We start from the raw sequence: 22,566 nt of genomic DNA on the forward strand, positions 1-22,566 counted from the left end.
GACCAATGATGGCGGAAAATAACCCGGGCAACCAGAGAATATTGCGCCGCAGTCAGCGGAGCACCGCCAGGATTTTTTGCTGCCACTCGGCATCCAACGGCGGCAGGTTGAGGGCATCGACCGCGCTGGCTATCTGCTGCGGATTGCTGGCGCCGATCAGGGCGCAGCTCACCACGGGATCGCGCAGCACCCATTGCAGTGCCAGCTGTGACAACTCCTGCCCCCGCTGCTGTGCCAGGGCATGCAGGGCCCGGATCCTGACCAGTTTCTCCGGGGTGATCTGATCGGGCTGGAGGAAGGGGCTGGCGCTGGCGGCGCGGGAATCCGCTGGGATCCCGGCCAGGTAGCGATCGCTGAGCAGGCCGCCGGCCAGGGGGGAGAAGGCCACGACCCCCACCCCCTGCTCGCGGCAGACCGGCAGGGTCTCGGCCTCGATTTCCCGCTGGAACAGGGAGTATTTGAGCTGATTGACCAGGCAGGGGGTGCCGAGTTCCGCCAGCCGGGTCGCCGCCCTGGCGGCCAGTTCGGCCGGGTAGTTGGAAAGGCCGACGTAGAGCGCCTTGCCCTGGCGCACCATCAGCGCCAGCGCCTGGCAGGTCTCCTCCAGCGGGGTGCGGGAGTCCGGCCTGTGGTGGTAGAAGATGTCGACGTAGTCGAGGCCGAGTCGGCGCAGGCTCTGGTGCAGGCTGGCAAACAGGTACTTGGCGCTGCCGCCGTCCCCATAGGGGCCATCCCACATCACGTAGCCCGCCTTGCTGGCGATGATCAGCTCGTCTCTATAGGGGGCCAGGCTGCGCTTGAGCACGGTGCCGAAGGTGGTCTCGGCGGAGCCGGGGGGCGGCCCGTAGTTGTTGGCCAGATCGAAGTGGGTGATGCCCAGATCGAACGCCTGATGCACCATGGCCTTCACCTTGGCGGGATCGCTGCCCTCGCCGAAGTTGTGCCAGAGCCCCAGCCCTATGCTGGGCAGGCGCAGGCCGTGGCGGCCCACGGCGCGATAGGGTTGGCGCTGGTAACGGTCGGGTGCCGCTAGGTAGTTGTCATCCATAAAAACTCCTGGGTTGGGGCTGGTTCACGATATTGGATTTGAGCGGTCAGATATTCCCTGCATTCCCCACCCTGCTCCCGCGAGGGGAGAAGGGGACTGGCAGCCGCCATCACCCAACGGTGACGACGGCAGCGCAACCCTAATCCCTTCTCCCTCCCTTTGGGAGAGAGGGCGGGGCTTAGCGCGCGGGGATCAGGCGGTAACGGGTGACGTGGCGGTAGGTCTCGCCCGGCTGCAACCAGGGATCCCCCAGCTCGGGGCGGTTGGGGCTGTCCGGCAGCTGTTGCGCCTCCAGGCAGAGTCCCTGATGGTTCTGCCACTCGCCGCCGCCTCTGGCCGGGGTGCCCGCCAGCCAGTTGCCAGTGTAGAGCTGCACGCCAGGCTGGTCGGTATACATTTCCATGCGAAGGCGCTCATCGCCCGAGACGAGGGTCACGGCGGCTTGACCGGGGAGCGGGTTCAGCAGGAAGCAGTGATCGTAGCCACAGGCCCCGATCTGCTGCGGGTGACTCAACCACTCCTCACCAACGAGGCGGCGCTGGCGCAGGTCGAATGGACCCGTCACCTCGGCCTTGCCCAGCGGCAGCGAGTGCTCGTCGATCGGCAGGTAGTGATCGGCCGCGATGCTGATGCTGTGCTCGCGCACATCACCGCCATCCAGATTGAAGTAGGCGTGGCTGGTGAGATTCACCGGAGTCTGTGCATCCGTGGTGGCGGTGAGTTCGATCACCAAGTCCTGCTGCTCGAGCCGGTACTCCAGGTTGACATCCAGATTGCCGGGGAAGCCCTGCTCGCCGTCGGCCAGCCGGGTGTGTAGGCGAATGCGATCCCCGGCCAGTTCGGATACCTGCCACTCCCTGTTATGCAACGACTGGCTGCCGCCGTGCAGGCAGGTGGTGCCTTCGTTGGCATCGAGAGACCAGTGCTGGCCGTCCCGTGTCAGGCGGGCGCCACCGATGCGGTTGGCAAAACGGCCGACGATGGCACCGAGATAGGCACTTTGCCTGGCATAGTCGGCGGGTTCGCAGGCGAGCAACACGTTGCGGTAATGGCCATCGACCGGCAGCTCGAGGGCGGTCAGGGTGGCACCGAAGTCGAGCACGCCGAGGCGCAACCCGGCGTCATTCTGCAGATGAAATTCCTTCATGCGATCACCCCGGCTCCGGCGCTGGCGCGGCAGACATAGCTGTCCGCCTTGAGGCCGAACCTGGCAGGGTACTGGGCCTCGACCGCGGCGATCACCTCATTCACCTGCTCCGGGCGCAGCAGGGCGACCACGCAGCCGCCGAAGCCGCCGCCGGTCATGCGTACGCCACCCTGGGTGCCGATCTGCGCCTTGATGATCTCCACCAGGCCGTCGATGGCGGGCACTGTGATCTCGAAGTCGTCGCGCATGGCGACATGGGATTGACCCATCAGCTCGCCGAGGCGAACCAGATCGCCGCAGGCCAGCGCATCGGCGGCGGCCAGGGTGCGGGCGTTTTCCCCCACCACGTGGCGGGCACGGCGATAGCAGGCCTCATCCAGCCCGGCCTTGCCGGCCTCCAGTGCGGCCAGATCCAGATCCCGCAGCGCCTTGACGCCATAGTGGCGGGCGGCGGTCTCACACTGCTGGCGGCGGGTGTTGTATTCGCTGTCCACCAGGCCGCGGCGCACGTTGGAGTTGACGATCAGCACCGCCAGATCGGCGGGCATGGGGATGAGGCGGGTCTCCAGCGAGCGGCAGTCCAGCAGCAGGGCGTGATCCGTCTTGCCGCTGGCGGAGATCATCTGATCCATGATGCCGCAGTTGCAGCCGACGAACTGGTTCTCCGCCTGCTGGCCATTGAGGGCGATCTCGGCCTGGCTGATGTGAAGCCCCAGCGCCTCCTTGAAGGCCTGGCCTATGGCCACCTCCAGCGAGGCGGAGGAGGAGAGCCCCGTGCCCTGCGGCACGTTGCCGGAGACCACCAGATTGAGGCCGCGCAGCACATGGCCGCGGGCCTGCAGGTGCTTCACCACGCCGCGGATGTAGTCGCTCCAGCGCTGGTCGGCATGGTGCTCGATGGGCTGCGCGAGATCGAACAGATCGCGCTGGTTGTCGTAGTCGGCGGCGATCACCTGCACCAGGTTGTCGTCGCGCAGGCCGATGGCGACACAGGTCTCGTAGTCGATGGCGCAGGGCAGCACGAAGCCGTCATTGTAATCTGTGTGTTCGCCGATGAGGTTGACGCGACCGGGGGCGCGCACCAGCAGCTCGGGCGGCTGCTCAAACTGCTCGGCATAGACGGCGCTGACGCGTTGGCTGGGGGTCATACTGCTTCCTCTTTGGCTTGGTTGTAGTGAATGGGGCTGAGCGCGCGCAGCCGCTCGGCGGCTTGCTCAGGGGTCAGATCGCGCTGGGTCTCGGCCAGCATCTCGAAGCCCACCATGAACTTGCGCACAGTGGCGGAGCGCAGAAGAGGCGGGTAGAAGTGGGCGTGCAACTGCCAGGCTTCTGGGCAATCCGAGTTGGGCGGCGCAAAGTGCCAGCCCATGGAGTAGGGGAAGCTGCACTCGAACAGGTTGTCGTAGCGGCTGGTGAGCTCCTTGAGCGCCACCGCCAGATCCTGTTGCTGCTCGGGACTGAGGCTCAGCAGGGAGGGCACATGGGCCTTGGGTAGCAGCAGGGTCTCGAACGGCCAGGCCGCCCAGAAGGGGACCACCGCCAGCCAGTGCTCGGTTTCCACCACGATGCGGGAGCGATCGTTCAGTTCCCGCTCCACGTAGTCGACCAGCAGCGGGCGGCCATGCTCGGCCAGCCAGTCGCGCTGGTGCTGCTCTTCGCGGGCGATCTCGTTGGGCAGGAAGTCGCTGCCCCACAGCTGGCCATGGGGGTGCGGGTTGGAGCAGCCCATGACGGCGCCTTTGTTTTCAAATACTTGCACCCACTCCCATTGAGCGGAGAGCTCGCTCACCTGATCCCGCCAGGTCTGGATCACCGCCTCGATGGCGGGCAGCGTCAGCTCGGGCAGGGTCTTGCCGTGATCCGGCGAGAAGCAGATGACCCGGCTGGTGCCACGGGCGGCTTCCAGTCGCAGCAGGGGATCCTGGGCGTCGCTGGCGGCCGGGGTGTCCTGCATCAGGGCGGCGAAGTCGTTGGTGAAGACGAAGGTCTCCTGATAGTCGGGGTTCTGGTCGCCGGTGACCCGGCGATTGCCCGCGCAGAGGAAACAGTCGGGGTCGTGGGCCTGGCTCGGGGCCTGGCTTATCTTCTCAACCTGACCCTGCCAGGGGCGCTTGGCCCTGTGGGGGGAGACCAGCACATACTGGCCGGTCAGCGGGTTGAAACGACGGTGGGGGTGATCAACCGGGTTGAACATCATCACTCCTCAATGCCTGGTGAAATGAAAAGGGTAGCCGCCGCAGGGGCGTGGAGGGGGAAGGAGTGTGCCATCACGACTCATACCCCCGTGGATTGGTGGATTGCCAGCGCCAGCTGTCGGCGCACATGGCGGCGAGATCCCGGCTGGCGTGCCAGCCCAGCTCGCGTTCGGCCTTGGCCGGATCGGCCCAGCACTCGGCGATGTCGCCAGGGCGTCTCGGCTCGATGCGATAGGGCAGGGGGTGACCGCAGGCCGCCTCGAACGCCGCGACCATCTGCAACACGCTCTGGCCCAGGCCGGTACCCAGGTTGTAGGGGTGGACGCCACCCTTATGGGTGCAGTGCTGCAGCGCCTTGACGTGCCCCTCGGCGAGATCCACCACATGGATGTAATCGCGCACACCGGTGCCGTCCAGGGTGTTGTAATCGTTTCCAAAGACGGAGAGGCAGTCGCGACGGCCGATGGCGACCTGGGTCAGGAAGGGCATCAGATTGTTGGGAATGCCCTGGGGATCCTCCCCCATGGTGCCGGATTCGTGGGCGCCGACCGGGTTGAAGTAGCGCAGCAGCGTCATGCTCCAGTGGGGCTCGGCGGCCTGCAGATCCTCGAGGATCTGCTCGATGATCAGCTTGGATCGACCGTAGGGGTTGGTGGCGCTGCGCGGGAAATCTTCCCGGATGGGGGTGCTTGCCGGGTCACCATAGACGGTGGCCGAGGAGCTGAACACCAGGTTGTGGACGCCGGCGCGCTTCATGGCCTGCAGCAGGACCAGGGTGCCGCTCAGGTTGTTCTGGTAGTAGTCGAGGGGGATGCGGGTCGACTCGCCGACCGCCTTGAGGGCGGCGAAGTGGATCACCGCCTCGATCTCCTGCTCGGCGAAGATGCGATCCAGCAGGGCCTCGTCACGAATATCGCCCCGATAGAACAGGGGTTCACGCCCGCTGATGGCGGCGATCCGCGCCAGCACGCCGGGCTTGCTGTTGCACAGATTGTCTACCACCACGGGTTCCATGCCTGCGGCCTGCAAGGCAAGGCAGGTATGGCTGCCAATGTAACCACAGCCGCCGGTGACCAGTACTTTCATCCTCTTCTCCACTATCCGTTCCCCACATAGGAAAGCCTGAGCCGGAGTCTAGCCGAGGCACTCCCCCTCAAACTGTGAGCGGGCTAACATATTTGTGTAAACGATTACACAAAATTGTTGAGGGAAAAATGAACGACCTCGGCTTTTCCCCTGTCATCAGTGGGATTGCTCGGTATAATGGCCCCGTCCAAAACCGTGAAATAAGTGAAAACAGCATGAGTACCATCAAGGATGTCGCCCGTTTGGCCAACGTATCGGTGGCAACGGTTTCACGGGTGATGAACAACTCACCCAAGGCCAGCGCCGCCTCCCGCGAGGTGGTGCGCAAAGCCATGGCCGAGCTGGGCTACACCCCCAATGCCAACGCCCGGGCGCTGGTCAACCAGACCTGTGACACCATGGGCGTGGTGGTCGGCGATGTGGCGGATCCCTTCTTCGGAGCCCTGGTCAAGGGGGTGGCTGCGGTGGCGGTGGAACAGGGGTTACACCTGCTGATGGGCAACGGTTTTCACAGGGCACAGCAGGAGCGGGAGTCCATCGAGCTGTTGATCGGCAAACGCTGCGAGGCGCTGGTGGTACACAGCAAGGCGCTGAGCGATGAGGAGTTGATCGACTATGCCCTGCGGGTACCCGGCATGGTGTTGATCAATCGGGATATTCCGGCCCTGAGGGGGCGCTGCATCGCCCTCAACAACCGGCAGGGGGCCGCCACCGCGACCCGTCATCTGCTGGAGCTGGGTCATCGTCACATCGCCTTCGTCAGCTCGGATCATGCCATCGAGGATGCCCAGCAGCGCCTGCAGGGCTATCAGGATGCCCTGCTCGAGGCGGGTCTGAGTGCGGATCCCGAACTGGTCGAGAGCGGCATGCCCAATGAGGAGGGGGGAGAGCGCGCCATGCTCAACCTGCTGGCCAAGGGGCTCAGCATCACGGCCGTGGTGGCTTACAACGACGCCATGGCGGCGGGGGCCATCTCGGTGCTGGCCGACAATGGTCTCAAGGTGCCGGAAGAGGTCTCCGTGGTCGGCTTCGATGACATCATCTATGCCAGATACCTGAGGCCCAAGCTCTCCACCATGCGCTACCCCATCGAGCTGATGGCGGCGCAGGCGGCCAAGCTGGCGTTGCAACTCGCCGCGGGCGAGAGCGAGGTGGTACAGAGCCGCGTCTACACCCCGACCCTGATCAATCGCCACTCGGTGGCTCCGGTCAGACCCTGATCCTGCTTCTATGACGATTGAGCGTGAGATGACGGCCCGTCTGCACGCCAATGCTGCTCAATCGTCACTCCATGATTCCCGTCAGACCCTGATCCTGCCTCGATAGCAATTGAGCGGGAGATGGCGGCCCGTTTACATGCTCCTGCTGTTCACTCCTCATTCTGTGATCCCGCCAGGCTCTGATCGTGCCTCAATAGCCACTCCATGACCCAAATATGGGGCTGAACGAACCCCGTCATTCCGTTTTATCGTCGCCGTGAGTCCACTCACGGCGACGCTCGCCGTTTTTTACTCATCTTTAATCATTTTTACCCTGTTTTACTTAACATCTCCTGTGTAATCGTTTACACCTGTGTGAGCGAGATCGCCGTTTCGGGTGTGAAACTCTCCTACACTGCTGACGTGTTCAACGCTCATACAGGAAGAGAGAGGATGATCAGGGAGATCTTGGCCCGTCAGGACTGGCAGACCCAGGCCATTACCGCCGTCAACCGGCTGCCAGCCCATACCCCGCTGTCCAGCTGGCGCAGCGAGGCCGATGCGCGGAGCGGGCTCGCCTCGCCGTCGCGGCTATTGCTCGATGGCGACTGGCAGTTCTCCTTCTTCGCGGCGCCCGAACAGGTGCCCGATGCCTGGCTGCATCAGGATCTGCCGGAGGCGGCGACCGTCGCTGTGCCGGGCAACTGGCAGTTGCAGGGCTTCGATCGCCCCATCTACACCAACATCAAGTATCCCTTCCCCTGCGATCCGCCCAGGGTGCCGGCGGCCAATCCGACCGGCTGCTACTCCCGTGAGTTTGACCTGCCCGCCGACTGGCTGGCCGAGGGCCAGACCCGGATCATCTTCGACGGGGTCGACAGCGCCTTCTATTTGTTCTGCAACGGTCGCTGGGTCGGTTACTCCCAGGACAGCCGGCTGCCCGCCGAATTCGATCTCAGCCCCTTCCTGCAGGCCGGTTCCAACCGGCTGGCGGCGCTGGTGCTGCGCTGGTCGGATGGCTCCTACCTGGAGGATCAGGACATGTGGCGCCTCAGCGGCATCTTCCGCTCCGTCAGCCTGCTCCACAAACCAGAACGCCATCTGCTGGACGTGCGGCTGACGCCGCTGCTGGATGCCTGCTACCGGGATGCCCGCCTCAAGGTGGCGCTGCAGGTCAACGATGGCAGCGGGCTGGCGGTGGAGGCGAGCCTCTATCATGGCGACGAGTTGATCACCCGCCGACGTCAGCCGCTCGGCACCGGGGCCATCGACGAGAAGGGGGCCTTCGGGGATCGCGCCGAGCTGTGGCTGGAGGTGCCGGCGCCCCATAAATGGAGCGCCGAGACCCCTCACCTCTATCGCCTGACCCTGACGTTACTGGACGAGCAGGGCTTGCCCATCGAGAGCGAGGCCCATGACGTGGGCTTTCGGGCGGTGGAGATCCGCGGTGGTCTGCTGCGGGTCAACGGCCAGCCCCTGCTGATCCGCGGCGCCAATCGCCACGAGCACGATCCCGCCCTGGGCCATGTGGTGACCCCGGCCGCCATGGAGCAGGATCTGCGGCTGATGAAGCAGCACAACTTCAACGCGGTGCGCTGTTCCCACTACCCCAATCACCCCGAGTTTTATCGACTGTGTGACCGGCTTGGCCTCTATGTGGTGGACGAGGCGAATCTGGAGACCCACGGCATGACCCCCATGGGGCGGCTGGCGCAGGATCCCGCCTGGAGCGGCGCCTTCCTGGAGCGGGTCACCCGCATGGTGGCGCGGGACTTCAACCATCCCAGCATCATCATCTGGTCCCTGGGCAACGAGTCCGGCTATGGCCCCGCCCACGATGCCATGTACCAGTGGGTCAAGCGCGCCGATCCGAGCCGCTCGGTCCAGTACGAGGGGGGCGGGGCCGATACCCCGGCCACCGACATCATCTGCCCCATGTATGCCCGCACCCACCAGGATCAACCCTTCCCGGCGGTGCCCAAGTGGGCGCTGGCCAAGTGGATCGGGCTGCCGGACGAGACCCGGCCGCTGATCCTGTGCGAGTACGCCCATGCCATGGGCAACAGCCTGGGGGGCTTTGCCCACTATTGGCAGGCGTTTCGCGCTCATCCCCGCCTGCAGGGCGGCTTTGTCTGGGACTGGGTCGATCAGGGGCTCGACAAGGCGACCGACGATGGTCGCCACTATTGGGCCTACGGCGGCGACTTCGGCGACATGCCCAACGATCGCCAATTCTGCTGCAACGGCCTGCTGTTCCCGGACAGGACCCCTCATCCCGCCCTGTTCGAGGCCAAGCGCGCCCAGCAGCCCTTCGTGTTGGCGCTGAAAAGCCAACGGCCGCTGGAGGTCGAGATCACCAGCGACTACCTGTTCCGCGCCACGGACAACGAGCTGCTGCGCTGGCGGCTGTGTGAGGATGGCGCCGTGCTGGCGCAGGGGGAATGCCCGCTCGGCCTGGCACCCCAGGCCAGCCTGACCCTGACCCTGCTGGAGCAACTGCCGAGCTTAGTCGCGGGCTCTCTGGCCTGGCTGGAGCTGGCCATAGTGCAGCAGGGCGCCACGGCCTGGGCCGAGGCGGGCCACGAGGTGGCTCGCCAGCAGTTCATGCTGCCCAGCCCCCTGGCGCTGCCCTCGGCGAGCCCCCGGGCCGCCTCGATGCAGGAGCTGGCGGACCATTGGCTCATCGTCGCCGCCAACAGCGAATGGCGGCTGGACAAGGCCAGCGGGCGGATCCGCAGCTGGCAAAAGCAGGGGCAGGAGCGGCTGAGAGATGCCATCGCCGATCACTTCTACCGCGCGCCGCTGGACAACGACATCGGCGCCAGCGAGGCGGATCACATAGATCCCAACGCCTGGATCGCCCGCTGGCAGGAGGCCGGGCTCAATGACCTGCAGCATCGCTGCCTGGGGATGACGGTGAACCCGGACCAGGGGACCGCACTGGTTCGACACGGTTACTTCGTCGGCGAGGAGCTCAAGCTGCTGACCCACTGGCGCCACAGCTTCGGTGCCGATGGCGCCATGGCGCTTGCCATCGAGGTGGAGGTTGCCGCCTCCCTGCCGTCGTTGCCCCGCATCGGGGCCAGGCTCTGGCTGGTTGATGAGATCGACGAAGTGAGCTGGCTGGGGCGAGGCCCCCATGAGAACTACCCGGATCGCCTGCTCGCCGCCGATCTCGGTCGCTGGCAGATTCCGCTCGATGCCCTGCACACACTCTATGTGTTCCCGACCGACAACGGCCTGCGTTGCGATACCCGCCGGTTGCAGTTGGGGGAGATCACCATCGCTGGCAAGTTTCACTTCAGCGTCAGCCGTTACAGCCAGCCGCAACTCGCCCTGGCCCGCCATCAGACCGATCTGGTGGCGGAGGGTGGGCTGCACCTCTGTCTCGATGGCTTCCACATGGGGGTTGGGGGTGACGACTCCTGGAGCCAGAGCGTGCGGCCAGAATATTGGCTGCGGCCAGGGAGCTACTATTGGAACTGTGTTCTACGCTGAATCTGACTCCCCCATGAACGCCAAAACGAATCGATTGAGTCTTGGTTGTGTTTAAGTAATTAATATTTAACGATTTTGTTGCTGTGTAACAGAGTGTAAACGTTTTCATTTTGTCGTCAGGATCACAGAACTCCAGACAACAAACTGATTACATTAGGCTCGCGCCAGTTCACATGGTGTACAGCATTCCCTACAAAAACAGATATTAGAGATCGGAGCATAACAATGAAAAAACTCACGACAGTTGCCGCCCTGCTGATGGGACTGACGGCCGGTGCCACCGCCCACGCTGAAACCCGTATCGGTGTGACCGTCTACAAGTACGACGACAACTTCATGGCCGTGGTACGCAAGGCAATTGAGAAGGAAGCAGTGGCGAACCCAGGTGTCGAGCTGCTGATGAATGACTCCCAGAATGACCAGTCCAAGCAGAACGACCAGATCGACGTGCTGCTGGCCAAGGGTGTGAAGGCGCTGGCGATCAACCTGGTTGATCCGGCGGCGGCCCCTGTCGTGATTGAGAAGGCCCGTGGCGAAGATGTACCTGTGGTGTTCTACAACAAGGAACCGAGTGCGGCCGATCTTGCCAGCTATGACAAGGCCTACTACGTGGGCACCGACTCCAAGGAGTCAGGCATCATCCAGGGTCAGCTGATCGCCAAACATTGGAAAGCCCATCCGGAGTGGGATCTGAACAAGGATGGCGTCATCCAGTTCGTGCTGCTCAAGGGTGAGCCTGGCCACCCGGATGCCGAAGCCCGCACCACCTATGTCGTCAAGACCCTGAACGACGGCGGCCTCAAGACCCAGCAGCTGCACATGGATACCGGTATGTGGGATACCGCCATGGCCAAAGACAAGATGGATGCCTGGATCTCCGGTCCTAACGCCAACAAGATCGAAGTGGTGATCGCCAACAACGATGGCATGGCAATGGGCGCTGTTGAATCCCTCAAGGCCCAAGGCAAGACCGCCATTCCGGTGTTCGGTGTCGATGCGTTGCCCGAGGCGCTGGCCATGGTCAAGAGCGGTGCCATGGCGGGTACAGTGCTGAACGATGCGGCCAACCAGGCGAAAGCCACCTTCGAGCTGACCAAGAATCTGGCTGAAGGCAAACCGGCCGGTGAAGGCACCAAGTGGAAGATCGACAACAAGGTCGTCCGCGTTGCCTACGTGGGCGTAGACAAAGACAACCTGGCTCAATTCGAGTAATTCCCTCCTCCTGGGCAAGGTGACCCCTTGCCCTCTATTTCAACCCGATGTGATGGCTGATATGACAACACGGCAACAATCAGAATGGCTGTTGGAGATGATTGACGTCAGTAAGAGCTTTCCCGGCGTCAAGGCACTCGATAATGTCAATTTACGGGTCCGTCCTCATTCTGTGCATGCGTTGATGGGCGAGAATGGCGCGGGTAAATCCACGCTGCTCAAGTGCTTGTTCGGCATTTATGAGAAGGATGAGGGCAAGATCTTCTTCAAGGGCGAGGAGGTCAACTTCACCTCGTCCAAAGAGGCGCTGGAGAACGGCGTCTCCATGGTGCACCAGGAGTTGAACCTGGTCTTGCAACGCACCGTGATGGACAACATGTGGCTCGGCCGCTACCCCACCAAGGGCTGGTTCGTTGACCACGGCAAGATGTACCACGACACCAAACATATCTTCGACGAACTGGATATCGATATCGATCCTCGGGTCAAGGTGGGCACGCTCTCCGTGTCCCAGATGCAGATGATCGAGATCGCCAAGGCGTTCTCTTATGATGCCAAGATTGTCATCATGGACGAGCCCACCTCCTCCTTGACCGAGAAAGAGGTCAATCACCTCTTCAAGATCATCAACAAGCTGAAAGAGAAGGGCTGCGGCATCGTCTACATCTCCCACAAGATGGAAGAGATCTTCCAGCTGTGTGACGAGATCACCATATTGCGGGATGGGCAATGGGTGGCGACTCAGCCGCTCAAGGGCATGACCATGGATCAGATCATCGGCATGATGGTCGGTCGTGAGTTGACCCAGCGCTTCCCGGAGAAAACCAATCAGCCGAAAGAGGTCATCCTGGAGGTTGAGCATCTGACGGCGAAGAACCAGCCATCCATTCAGGACGTCACCTTCGACCTGCACAAGGGTGAGATCCTCGGCATCGCCGGCTTGGTCGGTGCCAAGCGCACCGACATCGTCGAGACCCTGTTTGGCATCCGCGATCGCAGCGGCGGCGCCATCAAGCTGCATGGCAAAGAGGTGGCCAATCACAATGCCCACGAGGCGATCCAGAACGGCTTCGCCCTGGTCACCGAGGAGCGGCGCTCCACCGGTATCTACTCCCGTCTCGACATCGCGTTCAACTCCCTGATCGCCAACATGGACAGCTACAAGAGTTCCATGGGGCTGCTCAGCAACAACAAGATGAAGAGCGACACCCAGTGGGTCATCGACTCCATGCGGGTCAAGACCCCGACCCAGCAGACACAGATTGGCTCCCTGTCCGGCGGTAACCAGCAGAAGGTCATCATCGGCCGCTGGCTGCTGACCCAACCTGAGATCCTGATGCTGGATGAACCGACCCGGGGTATCGACGTCGGCGCCAAGTTCGAGATCTACCAGCTCATCCTGGAGCTGGCCAAGAAGGACAAGGGCATCATCATCATCTCCTCAGAGATGCCTGAGCTGCTCGGGATCACGGATCGCATCATGGTCATGAGCAATGGCCGGGTCGCCGGGATCGTCAACACCAAAGAAACTGACCAGAGCGAGATCCTACGCCTGGCATCTCTGTACCTATAGACAGGAAGATATTTATGGAGTCGGCTAAAAATTTCAATCTGATGCAGGCGCTCAAAGAGAACGGCATCTATGTGGTGCTGCTGGTGTTGCTCATGGTCATAGTGATCAAGGAGCCCTCCTTCCTGAGCCTCACCAACTTCAGCAACATCCTGACCCAGTCCTCGGTGCGGGTCATCATCGCACTCGGGGTGGCGGGCATCATCATCACCCAGGGCACTGACCTGTCGGCCGGTCGTCAGGTCGGCCTGGCCGCCCTGATCGCCGCCACCATGTTGCAGGCGCTGACCAACGTCAACAAGGTGTTCCCCAGCCTGGGTGAAGTGCCCATTCCGGTGGTGATCCTGCTGGTCTGTGCCGTGGGGGCCCTGATCGGTCTGCTCAACGGTCTGATCGTGGCCTATCTCAATGTGACCCCGTTTATTACCACCCTGGGTACCATGATCATCGTCTACGGCATCAACTCGCTGTACTTCGATTCCGTGGGTGCCTCGCCGGTAGCCGGCTTCGATCCCCGCTTCTCGAGCTTCGCGCAGGGGTTCATCAAGCTGGGGGGGTTCAAGCTATCCTATCTCACCTTCTATGCCGCCATTGCCAGCGTGTTCGTCTGGGTGCTGTGGAACAAGACCCGCTTCGGCAAGAACATCTTCGCCATCGGTGGCAACCCCGAGGCCGCCAAGGTCTCCGGCGTCAACGTTGCCGTCAACCTGGTGGTGATCTATGCCCTGGCCGGGGTGTTCTACGCCTTCGGTGGCATGCTGGAGGCGGGCCGTATCGGCAGTGCCACCAACAACCTCGGCTTCATGTATGAGCTCGACGCCATCGCGGCCTGCGTGGTGGGCGGGGTCTCCTTCGCCGGTGGTGTGGGCACAGTGGCCGGTGTCATCACCGGGGTGCTCATCTTCACCCTGATCAACTACGGTCTGACCTATATCGGTGTCAGCCCCTACTGGCAGTTCATCATCAAGGGCGGCATCATCATACTGGCGGTCGCACTGGACTCCATGAAGTACGCCAAGAAGAAGTAAGCATTGGCAGAGAGGGCCGGGAGAGACCGGCCCTCTCTCTTTGGAGGGACCCATTCCATGCCATTTAAAGTCAAGATCAACGTCCTCCTGCTGCTCGCCATCCTGGTCACCATCGGCACCGCCTGGCTCAGCGTCAATCACTTCATCAGCGGCTACATACGCACCCAGGCCACCCAGAACATCAACGAGCAGATCACCCTGGTCAAAGAGAAGCTGGCGGGGGACATCAATCAGAAGGTGCTGCTGGCGGCCAATCTCAACCTCGGGGTGACCAGCGTCAAGAAGGCCCTGCAGGAGACCGGATTCCACAACATCGTCAAGCTGATCGGTGACATGGCGTTCGACGTGAACGGGGTCATCAATGATCCGGCCAGGGTCGAGGCACTGCGCAAGCTGATCCCCGCCGCCAATAATCAGATCACCGTCAGCCCGCTGCAGCAGCTGGATGGCAAGCCCGTCATCTCCATCCTGGTGCCCAGGGGCGCCGACTCCGCTTACCTCTATTACCTCGACATGAGCGAGTTCAAGCAGCTGCTGGCCAAGGTGAGCGGCGAAGGGCGCTACTTCTCGCTGGCCGACAGTCAGGGCAAGGTGCTCTACGACAGCAAGCCGCAAGGGGAGAGTGAGGCCCGCCCCAACCAGCTGGATATCCGGGGCAGCCAGTGGACGCTGACCGGTTACGTGGATCTCGACTATATCCAGACCATGACCCAGGCGCTCAATGGCAAGATCACCCTGGCCCTGTTCGGGGTCGCGGCGCTGGTGTTGCTGCTGTCCATGGTGGCGCTCAATCTGGCCTATCGCCCCATCCTCTCCCTGCGCGACCTGGTGCTGGAGCTGTCGCAAGGCAATGGTGACCTGACCCGCCGCCTGACGGTGACCGGCAAGGACGACCTCAGCCAGATCTCGGCCGGTATCAACCGCTTCATCGAGCGTCTGCAGGAGATGATGGGGGAGGTGAGGGAGGCCAGCGGCCAGCTCAATGACGGCATCGCCGGCCTGGCCAGACAGACCGGCTCGGCTCAAGGGTTGCTGGCCGAGCATGTGCGCGAGACGGAGCAGGTCGTCACCGCCATCAACGAGATGAGCCGCACCGCAGTGTCGGTATCCGAGAGTGCGGCCAGCACGGCCCAGTTGACCGGCCAGAGCCAGCAGCTGGCGAGCCAGTCGCGCCTGGTGGTCGATCAGGCCATGGCCAGCGTGACCGCGCTGGTGGCTGAGGTGGAGAGCACGGCCCAGTCCATTGCCGCCATGCAGCAAGATGTGCAGCAGATAGGATCCATCCTCGGGGTCATCGGCAGCATCGCTGAGCAGACCAATCTGCTGGCTCTCAACGCGGCCATCGAGGCCGCCCGGGCCGGCGAGCAGGGCCGCGGTTTTGCGGTGGTGGCCGATGAGGTGCGCTCCCTGGCGGGGCGCACCCAGCAGAGCACCGCCGAGATCCAGACCATGCTGAGCAGGCTGCAGCGGGGTACCCAAACCGTGGTGGAGGCCATGGGCAATACCCGGCAGAGTTGTCAGGATGCGGCAGAGAACACGAACAGGGTGAATGCGTCACTGGATCTGATGGCGGGAGAGGTGGTGGAGATCAACGATCTCATCAGCCACATCGCCACCGCTGCCGAGCAGCAGAGCGCCGTCGCCGAAGAGATCAACCGCAACATCAGCGCCATCGCCGAGGTGATCACCCAGCTCAAGACCAATGGTGAGCAGACGGTGGGCAGCTCGGTGTCCATGCGGCACACCTATGACAGGTTGAATGACATCGTAGGGAGTTTCAGGCTGGAGTAGTAGCCGGTGGCCGAGGCAAAAAATGGCCAAAAAGATGGGGGCGACTCGCGTCGCCCCCGGTAGTCTTATCGCTCAGATCCTTGAACGAAGTTGCTCCCTGCAATCCCTGACTGTTTACCTCTTCCTTTAGGTTTCCCCTTCCCAATCCTTTGGGGTGTCCTTTAGCCATCTTGGCCTGACGAGTCATCCATTCCCGTCGCACTTTCTCCGTCCTGGGAGGTGTCCTTTACCACATCCTGTGGTGAGTCCATTTGCCTAACCCTGGCAGCCTGTCTTCCTGACCGACTTCTACTGCGTCCGTGCAGGAGTAACTATAAGGATTTCATGGCGGACGACAACGGCATGCTGAAAAACGTTTTTACACAACTCGTTTCCCAGGAAACCGTAATGCAACTTTATTGTTATAAATCATCGCATTGAAATTTATGTGTGCAGGTTTTTTGATCCTATCTTCCGACTATGGCGGGAATTTTATGGGCGTTTCACTTACGCCAGCTATGGCGAATGTCTCACGCTTCGTTTAACTGAGGTTCAGAAAAGTCACAGAGACCAGAGCCGTTCGCAGATGCCGGGCGCTCGCCACGCAAGATCGGCAGGCATGAATGGTCCTGCCACATCGACTTGGCGGCCGGCGTCGCGAGCCCGGAGCGGATGAATGTTCGCAAGGCTGCCTGTCTAGCTCCATGGGGCGTGAGGGAGAGATAAAGGGAGCAAGGGTCAGGCGCCGGCTATCGACTTCTCATCAATGAGCCTGCGGGTGGAGGAAGCGAGGTACATATAGTAGAGGGGTGGACCGCCTGGTGATGGTGCCTGCCGGCCTAGCCAAGAGGAGGAGGCCTCCCCTTGGGCTTCGGCTTCAGTCGTACTGCTCGCCGCCATACTGCTGGCACAGATACTCGGGGACCAGCATCTGGGGTGCCTGGTCGACGTGGCACACCACCTCGGGCACGGCGGGAGCCCCCTCGGCGCTGACCAATGCCGGGCTCATGGACAGAGCCAGGGCGATGAGCAGCAATTTGATCTTCATGGATATCTCCTTGGTGACAGGATTCGGTGTGATCCGGATCACTTTTTGAGTTAAGTCGAGTCGCCTTGCGACGCAAGGCGACCGGATAAATTCAACTAATGAAAAAAGATTAAAACCGGGAGAGGGTGAGAACAGGGCGGGAGGCGTGACCAAGATGCGCTAGGAATGCATATCCATATAAAAGAGATAGCCTCATCGCTGTCATCCGAGGCCTATCCCAGGCGGGCTGGCGTCAATGCCATGATCTGGGACAAGAGATGGATTATTCAGCCAGGATTGTGATTGTGACTATTTATGTGGCCATTCTCCCCCACACCAGCGCGGAGAAATTCACTCTACTGCATATTAAATTCAATTTAAACTTGATGTTTTTATATCTTATTAATTTTAAACACTATTTAAGTTTTGCATTATCCCTTTGTAGATAGGGTAAATGAATGGAATTGGTCATTTTTTGAAATAAAACCATGGGTTTTTGATTATTAATGCGTCTATAGGAAATGGCTAAATGTCATTTATGTAAGCCCTATCAAAAATTAAGTCATGAATTTATTCAGTTGAAGTTGAATGTGATCAATGTCTGGTTTTAGCGTCATATGCAGGTCTAACCTCGGTCTCGAAAGGCAAGGGCAGGATAGAACACAAGCTGAGTACCCTACATAAAGAATATCCCGCCTTAGCCACGAGCATGAATAGAAGGAATCTATTCAATCACTCGCAGGGACCACTGCTAGACGGAATATAATCATGAGCAAATTTTATGTAGGTTCTGAAGTTGGCCAATTGCGCCGTGTCATGTTGCACCGCCCCAACCTCAGCCTGAAGCGTCTGACGCCTTCCAACTGCCAGGACCTGCTGTTCGATGACGTCTTGTCGGTTGAACGCGCCGGTCAGGAGCACGACAAATTCGCTCAAGTGCTGCGCGATCAGAATGTCGAAGTCTTCCTGCTGACCAACCTGCTGGCCGAAACCCTGGATGTGCCGGAAGCCAAAGCCTGGCTGCTGCAACATCAGGTCTCCGATTACCGCCTCGGCACCGCACTGGCCAACGACGTGCGCTGCTTCCTTGCCGACATGCCACACCGCGAGCTGGCCCGCATCCTCTCCGGCGGCCTGACCTACTCCGAGATGCCGTTCAGCGGCGTCAACATGGTAGTGGGCATGCACGCCCCGACCGATTTCATCATAGAGCCGCTGCCCAACCACCTCTTCACCCGTGACACCTCCTGCTGGGTTTACGGTGGCGTCTCCATCAACCCCATGGCCAAGGCCGCCCGTCGCCGCGAGACCAACCATGTGAAGGCCATCTACCGCTGGCACCCGCAGTTCGCCGGTCAAGACTTCATCAAGTACTTCGGTGACGAGGATCGTGACTACGACAACTCCACCATCGAAGGGGGCGACGTTTTGGTCATCGGCCGCGGCGCCGTGCTCATCGGCATGTCCGAGCGCACCACGCCGCAAGGGGTCGAGCACCTGGCACGCAGCCTGTTCAAACACGGTCAGGCCAAGCAAGTCATCGCCATGCAACTGCCGAAACACCGCAGTTGCATGCACCTCGACACCGTCATGACCCACATGGACATAGACACCTTCTCCGTCTATCCGGAAGTCATCCGCAAGGATGTGAACTGCTGGAGCCTGACCCCGGGCGGTGCCACCGGCATGAACATCAAGGAAGAAGGTTACTTCGTGACCGCCATCGAGAAGGCGCTGGGTGTGGATCAGCTCAAGCTCATCACCACCGGCGGTGACAGCTTCGAGGCCGAGCGCGAGCAGTGGAACGACGCCAACAACGTGCTGACCGTGCGTCCCGGCGTGGTCGTGGGCTACGAGCGCAACACCTACACCAACGAGAAGTACGACAAGGCCGGCATCACAGTGCTGTCCATCCCAGGTGAAGAACTGGGCCGTGGCCGCGGCGGCGCCCGCTGCATGAGCTGCCCGATGGAACGTGACGGCATCTAACAAGACGGCGTGGCGCCGGCAGAGGCTGGCGCCACACAGACCCCGAATCGAGATCAACCACTATGAAAAAACCAACTGTCGTCGTCGCCCTGGGGGGCAATGCCCTGCTCCGTCGCGGTGAGCCGCTTGAAGCGGATATCCAGCGCAAGAACATCGCCACCGCCGCCAAGACCATCGCCCAGATCGCCCAGGAATACAACGTGGTGCTGGTGCACGGCAACGGCCCGCAGGTCGGTCTGCTGGCCCTGCAAAACAGCGCCTATACCAAGGTGTCCCCCTATCCGCTGGATGTGCTGGGCGCCGAGACCCAGGGCATGATCGGCTACATGCTGATCCAGGAGCTGAAGAACCTGATGCCGAGCAGCAACGTCACCGCGCTGCTGACCCAGGTGCAGGTCGACCCCAAGGATCCTGCCTTCGCCAATCCGACCAAGTTCATCGGTCCCGTCTATGAAGAGGCCGAAGCCCGCGCCCTGGCCGAAGAGAAGCAGTGGAGCGTCAAGGCCGACGGCAAGTTCTTCCGCCGCGTGGTGCCGTCCCCGCTGCCCCAGCGCATCGTCGAAGGCGATGCCATCGAGACCCTGATTGCCCAGGGACACCTCATCATCTGTACCGGTGGTGGTGGCATTCCGGTGACCTGGGATGGCCTGCGTCTGACCGGCATCGAAGCCGTCATCGACAAGGACATGTCTGCCGCCTACCTGGCCAAGCAGATCAAGGCCGACGCCCTGCTGATCCTGACCGACGCCGATGCCGTCTACCTGGATTGGGGCAAGCCGACCCAGCACCCGCTGCGGGTCACCAGCCCGGCCGAGCTGGCTGGCGTCCAGTTCGATGCAGGCTCCATGGGGCCGAAGATCGAGGCGTCCTGTGAATTTGTCAAAGCGACCGGCGGCATGGTCGGGATCGGCTCCCTGGAAGATGGTCTGGCCATCCTCAGGGGCGAGGCTGGCACCAATATCGTCGCCACCCATACCGTGAATGCCTGAGTAACCGAGCAACTTTGTACTGTGTATGCGTAGTCAATAACACTGCCCAAATTGGTCTGAACAAATATAGAGAGAACTCATCATGGCTTTTAATCTGCGTAACCGTAACTTCCTGAAACTGCTGGACTTCACCCCGCGCGAAATCCAATACATGATCGACCTGGCCATCGACCTGAAGAAGGCCAAATACGGTGGCTATGAGCGCAAGCATCTGGGCGGCAAGAACATTGCCCTGATCTTCGAGAAGACCTCCACCCGCACCCGTTGTGCCTTCGAAGTCGCGGCCTTCGACCAGGGCGCCCAGGTCTCCTACCTCGGCCCAAGCGGTTCCCAGATTGGCCACAAGGAGTCCATGAAGGACACCGCCCGTGTGCTGGGCCGCATGTATGACGGCATCGAATACCGTGGCTATGGCCAGGAGATAGTGGAAGAGCTGGGTGCCTATGCCGGTGTGCCGGTCTGGAACGGCCTGACCAACGAATTCCACCCGACCCAGATCCTGGCCGACTTCATGACCATGCTGGAGCACGGCAAGGGCAAGCGCCTGGACCAGATCAAGTTCGCCTACCTGGGTGATGCCCGCAACAACATGGGCAACTCCCTGATGGTCGGTGCCGCCAAGATGGGCATGGACATTCGCCTGGTTGCTCCCAAGGCCTTCTGGCCGGAAGAAGAGCTGGTTGCCAAGTGCCGCCAGATCGCCGAAGAGACCGGTGCGCGCATTCACCTGACCGAAGACGTGAAAGAGGGTGTGCTGGGTACCGACTTCCTCTACACCGATGTCTGGGTTTCCATGGGTGAAGCGAAAGAAGCCTGGGATCAACGGGTGAAACTGATGACTCCCTATCAGATCAACATGGACGTCATCAACGCCACCAAGAACCCGGATGTGAAGTTCATGCACTGCCTGCCGGCGTTCCACAACGATGAGACCACCATGGGCAAGGAAGTGGCCGACAAATATGGCATGAAGGGTCTGGAAGTGACCGAGGACGTGTTCGAATCCGAGCACAGTATAGTATTCGACGAGGCCGAAAACCGGATGCACACCATCAAGGCAGTGATGGTTGCTACGCTGGGCGACTAAGGTCGCAGTAGTGGTGCCGGGGGGCAACCCCCGGCTTTTCGACCATGTGACGGCGGCATAATACCTCGAACCCTACGACCCGCAGCTTGCATGGATACCGCAGAAGGAAGCTGGACCATGACTAAATTCAAGTTCCCATCAGCCTACACGATATTGTTTGTGCTGATCGCCCTGGTGGCCGCCCTGAGCTGGGTAGTGCCGGCCGGCAAATACGACATGATAATGAACGACGCCCTCGGCAAGGAAGTGCCGGTGGCGGGGACCTACAAGCTGGTGGATGGCAATCCCCAGGGGATAGTCGACGTGCTGCTGGCACCCATCGATGGTCTCTACAACCACGACACCTATGAGGCAGGCGCCATCGACGTCTCCCTCTTCATCCTGATCATTGGTGGCTTCCTTGGCATAGTGACCAAGACCGGCGCCATCGATGCCGGTATCGAGCGCGTCACCGATCGGCTGCGTGGCCGCGAGGAGTGGATGATCCCGATCCTGATGGCGCTGTTCGCCGCAGGGGGCACCATCTATGGCATGGCCGAAGAGTCGCTGCCGTTCTACACCCTGCTGGTGCCGGTGATGATGGCCGCCCGCTTCGACCCCGTGGTCGCCGCCGCGACCGTGCTGCTCGGCGCCGGTATAGGTACTCTGGGTTCCACCATCAACCCGTTCGCCACCGTGATCGCCGCCAACGCGGCCGGCATCTCCTTCACCGACGGTATCTGGCTGCGGGTCGCCATGCTGGTGGCCGGCTGGCTGCTGTGCGTGGCTTATGTGATGCGTTACGCCAAGATGGTGCGCAACGACCCCAGCAAATCTCTGGTGGCTGACAAGTGGGAAGAGAACCGTGCCCACTTCCTCGGCAACAAGAGCGATGAGATGCTGGAGTTCACCCTGACCCGTAAAATCGTGCTCGGCATCTTCGTCGCCGCCTTCGCCGTGATGATCTACGGTGTGGCCGTGCTCGGCTGGTGGATGGCGCAGATCTCCGGCGTCTTCCTGGCCGCGGCCATCATAGTCGGCGTCATCTCCCGCATGAGCGAGGAGGAGCTGACCACCAACTTCATCGACGGTGCCCGTGACCTGCTCGGCGTGGCCCTGATCATCGGTATCGCCCGCGGTATCGTGGTGGTGATGGACAACGGCATGATCACCCACACCATCTTGCACAGCGCAGAAGGGATAGTGACCGGCCTCTCCACCGTGGTGTTCATCAACGTGATGTTCGTGCTGGAAGTGGTGCTCTCCTTCCTGGTGCCGTCCTCCTCCGGCCTTGCGGTGCTGACCATGCCGATCATGGCGCCCCTTGCCGACTTCGCCAACGTGGGTCGCGAACTGGTGGTCACCGCCTACCAGTCTGCCTCCGGCCTGGTGAACCTGGTGACCCCGACCTCCGCCGTGGTCATGGGTGGCCTGGCCATCGCCAAGGTACCCTATGTCCGCTGGTTGAAGTGGGTCGCCCCGCTGCTGGGTATCCTGACCCTGCTGATCGTGGTCTGCCTGAGTCTGGGAGCCATGCTCTCCTGAGTGAAGTAGCACGAGAAGACGAGTCGAATGAAACGGGAGCCTGCGGGCTCCCGTTTTTTTATGGTGAGGGCTGTCAGCGCGTGGCCGCCGCGCTTGGTGGTCGGAGCGGTACTCGCCGTGAGGCAGAGGTGAAACAGAGTGAGGCGAGCAAGAGCGGCAGTAAAAAGGCGACCCCGGGGTCGCCTTCTGTATTCAGG

General features: G+C 61.4%; 16 protein-coding genes. 10 read left to right on the forward strand and 6 right to left on the reverse strand.

Translation table 11 applies throughout. The features are described from left to right. Positions 1-52 precede the first annotated feature (52 nt). From KW825_RS14955 to galE, 5 genes are all read right to left on the reverse strand, one after another. A complete protein-coding gene (locus KW825_RS14955) occupies positions 53-1,048 on the reverse strand; it encodes an aldo/keto reductase (protein WP_042654384.1) in 996 nt (331 codons plus the stop codon). Between the two features lie 178 nt (positions 1,049-1,226). Next, positions 1,227-2,195, reverse strand: a complete 969-nt coding sequence (locus KW825_RS14960; RefSeq protein WP_218329657.1) for an aldose epimerase family protein — start codon at positions 2,193-2,195, stop codon at positions 1,227-1,229. Then, positions 2,192-3,343 carry a galactokinase gene (gene galK / locus KW825_RS14965; RefSeq protein WP_218329658.1) on the reverse strand — a complete coding sequence of 384 codons (1,152 nt, stop codon included), beginning with the start codon at positions 3,341-3,343 and terminating at the stop codon, positions 2,192-2,194. The genes KW825_RS14960 and galK overlap by 4 nt, the downstream gene beginning before the upstream one ends. Further along, positions 3,340-4,389: a UDP-glucose--hexose-1-phosphate uridylyltransferase gene (locus KW825_RS14970; RefSeq protein WP_218329659.1), complete on the reverse strand. Its 1,050-nt coding sequence runs from the start codon at positions 4,387-4,389 to the stop codon at positions 3,340-3,342. Before KW825_RS14970 ends, galK begins: the two co-directional genes overlap by 4 nt. A gap of 73 nt (positions 4,390-4,462) precedes the next feature. Further along, on the reverse strand, positions 4,463-5,476 hold the full coding sequence (galE, locus tag KW825_RS14975) for a UDP-glucose 4-epimerase GalE (protein WP_218292035.1): 1,014 nt from the start codon (positions 5,474-5,476) through the stop codon (positions 4,463-4,465). A 215-nt stretch (positions 5,477-5,691) separates the two neighbouring features. On the opposite strand from galE, the gene KW825_RS14980 reads away from it, so the two are divergent. The 6 genes from KW825_RS14980 (at position 5,692) to KW825_RS15005 (ending at position 15,774) form a co-directional block, all read left to right on the forward strand. Continuing rightward, the gene (locus tag KW825_RS14980) at positions 5,692-6,696 is read left to right on the forward strand and encodes a substrate-binding domain-containing protein (RefSeq protein ID WP_218292034.1); all 1,005 of its coding nucleotides are present in this window, start codon (positions 5,692-5,694) and stop codon (positions 6,694-6,696) included. Between the two features lie 432 nt (positions 6,697-7,128). Continuing rightward, the gene (locus tag KW825_RS14985; RefSeq protein WP_218329660.1) at positions 7,129-10,173 is read left to right on the forward strand and encodes a beta-galactosidase; all 3,045 of its coding nucleotides are present in this window, start codon (positions 7,129-7,131) and stop codon (positions 10,171-10,173) included. 225 nt (positions 10,174-10,398) lie between these two features. Continuing rightward, the gene (gene mglB, locus KW825_RS14990) at positions 10,399-11,385 is read left to right on the forward strand and encodes a galactose/glucose ABC transporter substrate-binding protein MglB (RefSeq protein ID WP_042654378.1); all 987 of its coding nucleotides are present in this window, start codon (positions 10,399-10,401) and stop codon (positions 11,383-11,385) included. A 52-nt stretch (positions 11,386-11,437) separates the two neighbouring features. Further along, positions 11,438-12,958 (forward strand): galactose/methyl galactoside ABC transporter ATP-binding protein MglA, encoded by a 1,521-nt coding sequence (mglA, locus tag KW825_RS14995; RefSeq protein WP_042654377.1) that lies wholly within the window; start codon positions 11,438-11,440, stop codon positions 12,956-12,958. 14 nt (positions 12,959-12,972) lie between these two features. Next, complete coding sequence (gene mglC / locus KW825_RS15000; RefSeq protein WP_042654376.1) at positions 12,973-13,983, forward strand: galactose/methyl galactoside ABC transporter permease MglC; 1,011 nt, start codon at positions 12,973-12,975, stop codon at positions 13,981-13,983. Between the two features lie 57 nt (positions 13,984-14,040). Then, complete coding sequence (locus tag KW825_RS15005; RefSeq protein WP_218329661.1) at positions 14,041-15,774, forward strand: methyl-accepting chemotaxis protein; 1,734 nt, start codon at positions 14,041-14,043, stop codon at positions 15,772-15,774. 856 nt (positions 15,775-16,630) lie between these two features. On the opposite strand, the gene KW825_RS15010 is transcribed toward KW825_RS15005, so the two are convergent. Continuing rightward, positions 16,631-16,801: a hypothetical protein gene (locus KW825_RS15010; protein WP_170175984.1), complete on the reverse strand. Its 171-nt coding sequence runs from the start codon at positions 16,799-16,801 to the stop codon at positions 16,631-16,633. Between the two features lie 747 nt (positions 16,802-17,548). Here KW825_RS15010 and arcA point away from each other — a divergent pair. From arcA to KW825_RS15030, 4 genes are all read left to right on the forward strand, one after another. Further along, positions 17,549-18,769 (forward strand): arginine deiminase, encoded by a 1,221-nt coding sequence (arcA, locus tag KW825_RS15015; protein WP_042644523.1) that lies wholly within the window; start codon positions 17,549-17,551, stop codon positions 18,767-18,769. Positions 18,770-18,831: 62 nt separating this feature from the next. After that, a complete protein-coding gene (gene arcC / locus KW825_RS15020; protein WP_042654373.1) occupies positions 18,832-19,758 on the forward strand; it encodes a carbamate kinase in 927 nt (308 codons plus the stop codon). Positions 19,759-19,840: 82 nt separating this feature from the next. Further along, a complete protein-coding gene (gene argF, locus KW825_RS15025) occupies positions 19,841-20,845 on the forward strand; it encodes an ornithine carbamoyltransferase (RefSeq protein WP_042654372.1) in 1,005 nt (334 codons plus the stop codon). Positions 20,846-20,962: 117 nt separating this feature from the next. Then, the gene (locus KW825_RS15030; RefSeq protein WP_042654371.1) at positions 20,963-22,369 is read left to right on the forward strand and encodes a YfcC family protein; all 1,407 of its coding nucleotides are present in this window, start codon (positions 20,963-20,965) and stop codon (positions 22,367-22,369) included. Positions 22,370-22,566 lie beyond the last annotated feature (197 nt).

Origin of the sequence: Aeromonas sp. sif2433 (assembly GCF_019218705.1) — a bacterium.
In the GTDB taxonomy this organism is placed as follows: domain Bacteria; phylum Pseudomonadota; class Gammaproteobacteria; order Enterobacterales; family Aeromonadaceae; genus Aeromonas; species Aeromonas encheleia.

Excerpts from the sequence above, each read along its gene's own strand:
- KW825_RS14955 (WP_042654384.1), bottom strand. The coding sequence starts at position 1,048 with ATGGATGACAACTACCTAGCGGCACCCGACCGTTACCAGCGCCAACCC.
- KW825_RS14960 (WP_218329657.1), bottom strand. The coding sequence starts at position 2,195 with ATGAAGGAATTTCATCTGCAGAATGACGCCGGGTTGCGCCTCGGCGTG.
- galK (WP_218329658.1), bottom strand. The coding sequence starts at position 3,343 with ATGACCCCCAGCCAACGCGTCAGCGCCGTCTATGCCGAGCAGTTTGAG.
- KW825_RS14970 (WP_218329659.1), bottom strand. The coding sequence starts at position 4,389 with ATGTTCAACCCGGTTGATCACCCCCACCGTCGTTTCAACCCGCTGACC.
- galE (WP_218292035.1), bottom strand. The coding sequence starts at position 5,476 with ATGAAAGTACTGGTCACCGGCGGCTGTGGTTACATTGGCAGCCATACC.
- KW825_RS14980 (WP_218292034.1), top strand. The coding sequence starts at position 5,692 with ATGAGTACCATCAAGGATGTCGCCCGTTTGGCCAACGTATCGGTGGCA.
- KW825_RS14985 (WP_218329660.1), top strand. The coding sequence starts at position 7,129 with ATGATCAGGGAGATCTTGGCCCGTCAGGACTGGCAGACCCAGGCCATT.
- mglB (WP_042654378.1), top strand. The coding sequence starts at position 10,399 with ATGAAAAAACTCACGACAGTTGCCGCCCTGCTGATGGGACTGACGGCC.
- mglA (WP_042654377.1), top strand. The coding sequence starts at position 11,438 with ATGGCTGATATGACAACACGGCAACAATCAGAATGGCTGTTGGAGATG.
- mglC (WP_042654376.1), top strand. The coding sequence starts at position 12,973 with ATGGAGTCGGCTAAAAATTTCAATCTGATGCAGGCGCTCAAAGAGAAC.
- KW825_RS15005 (WP_218329661.1), top strand. The coding sequence starts at position 14,041 with ATGCCATTTAAAGTCAAGATCAACGTCCTCCTGCTGCTCGCCATCCTG.
- KW825_RS15010 (WP_170175984.1), bottom strand. The coding sequence starts at position 16,801 with ATGAAGATCAAATTGCTGCTCATCGCCCTGGCTCTGTCCATGAGCCCG.
- arcA (WP_042644523.1), top strand. The coding sequence starts at position 17,549 with ATGAGCAAATTTTATGTAGGTTCTGAAGTTGGCCAATTGCGCCGTGTC.
- arcC (WP_042654373.1), top strand. The coding sequence starts at position 18,832 with ATGAAAAAACCAACTGTCGTCGTCGCCCTGGGGGGCAATGCCCTGCTC.
- argF (WP_042654372.1), top strand. The coding sequence starts at position 19,841 with ATGGCTTTTAATCTGCGTAACCGTAACTTCCTGAAACTGCTGGACTTC.
- KW825_RS15030 (WP_042654371.1), top strand. The coding sequence starts at position 20,963 with ATGACTAAATTCAAGTTCCCATCAGCCTACACGATATTGTTTGTGCTG.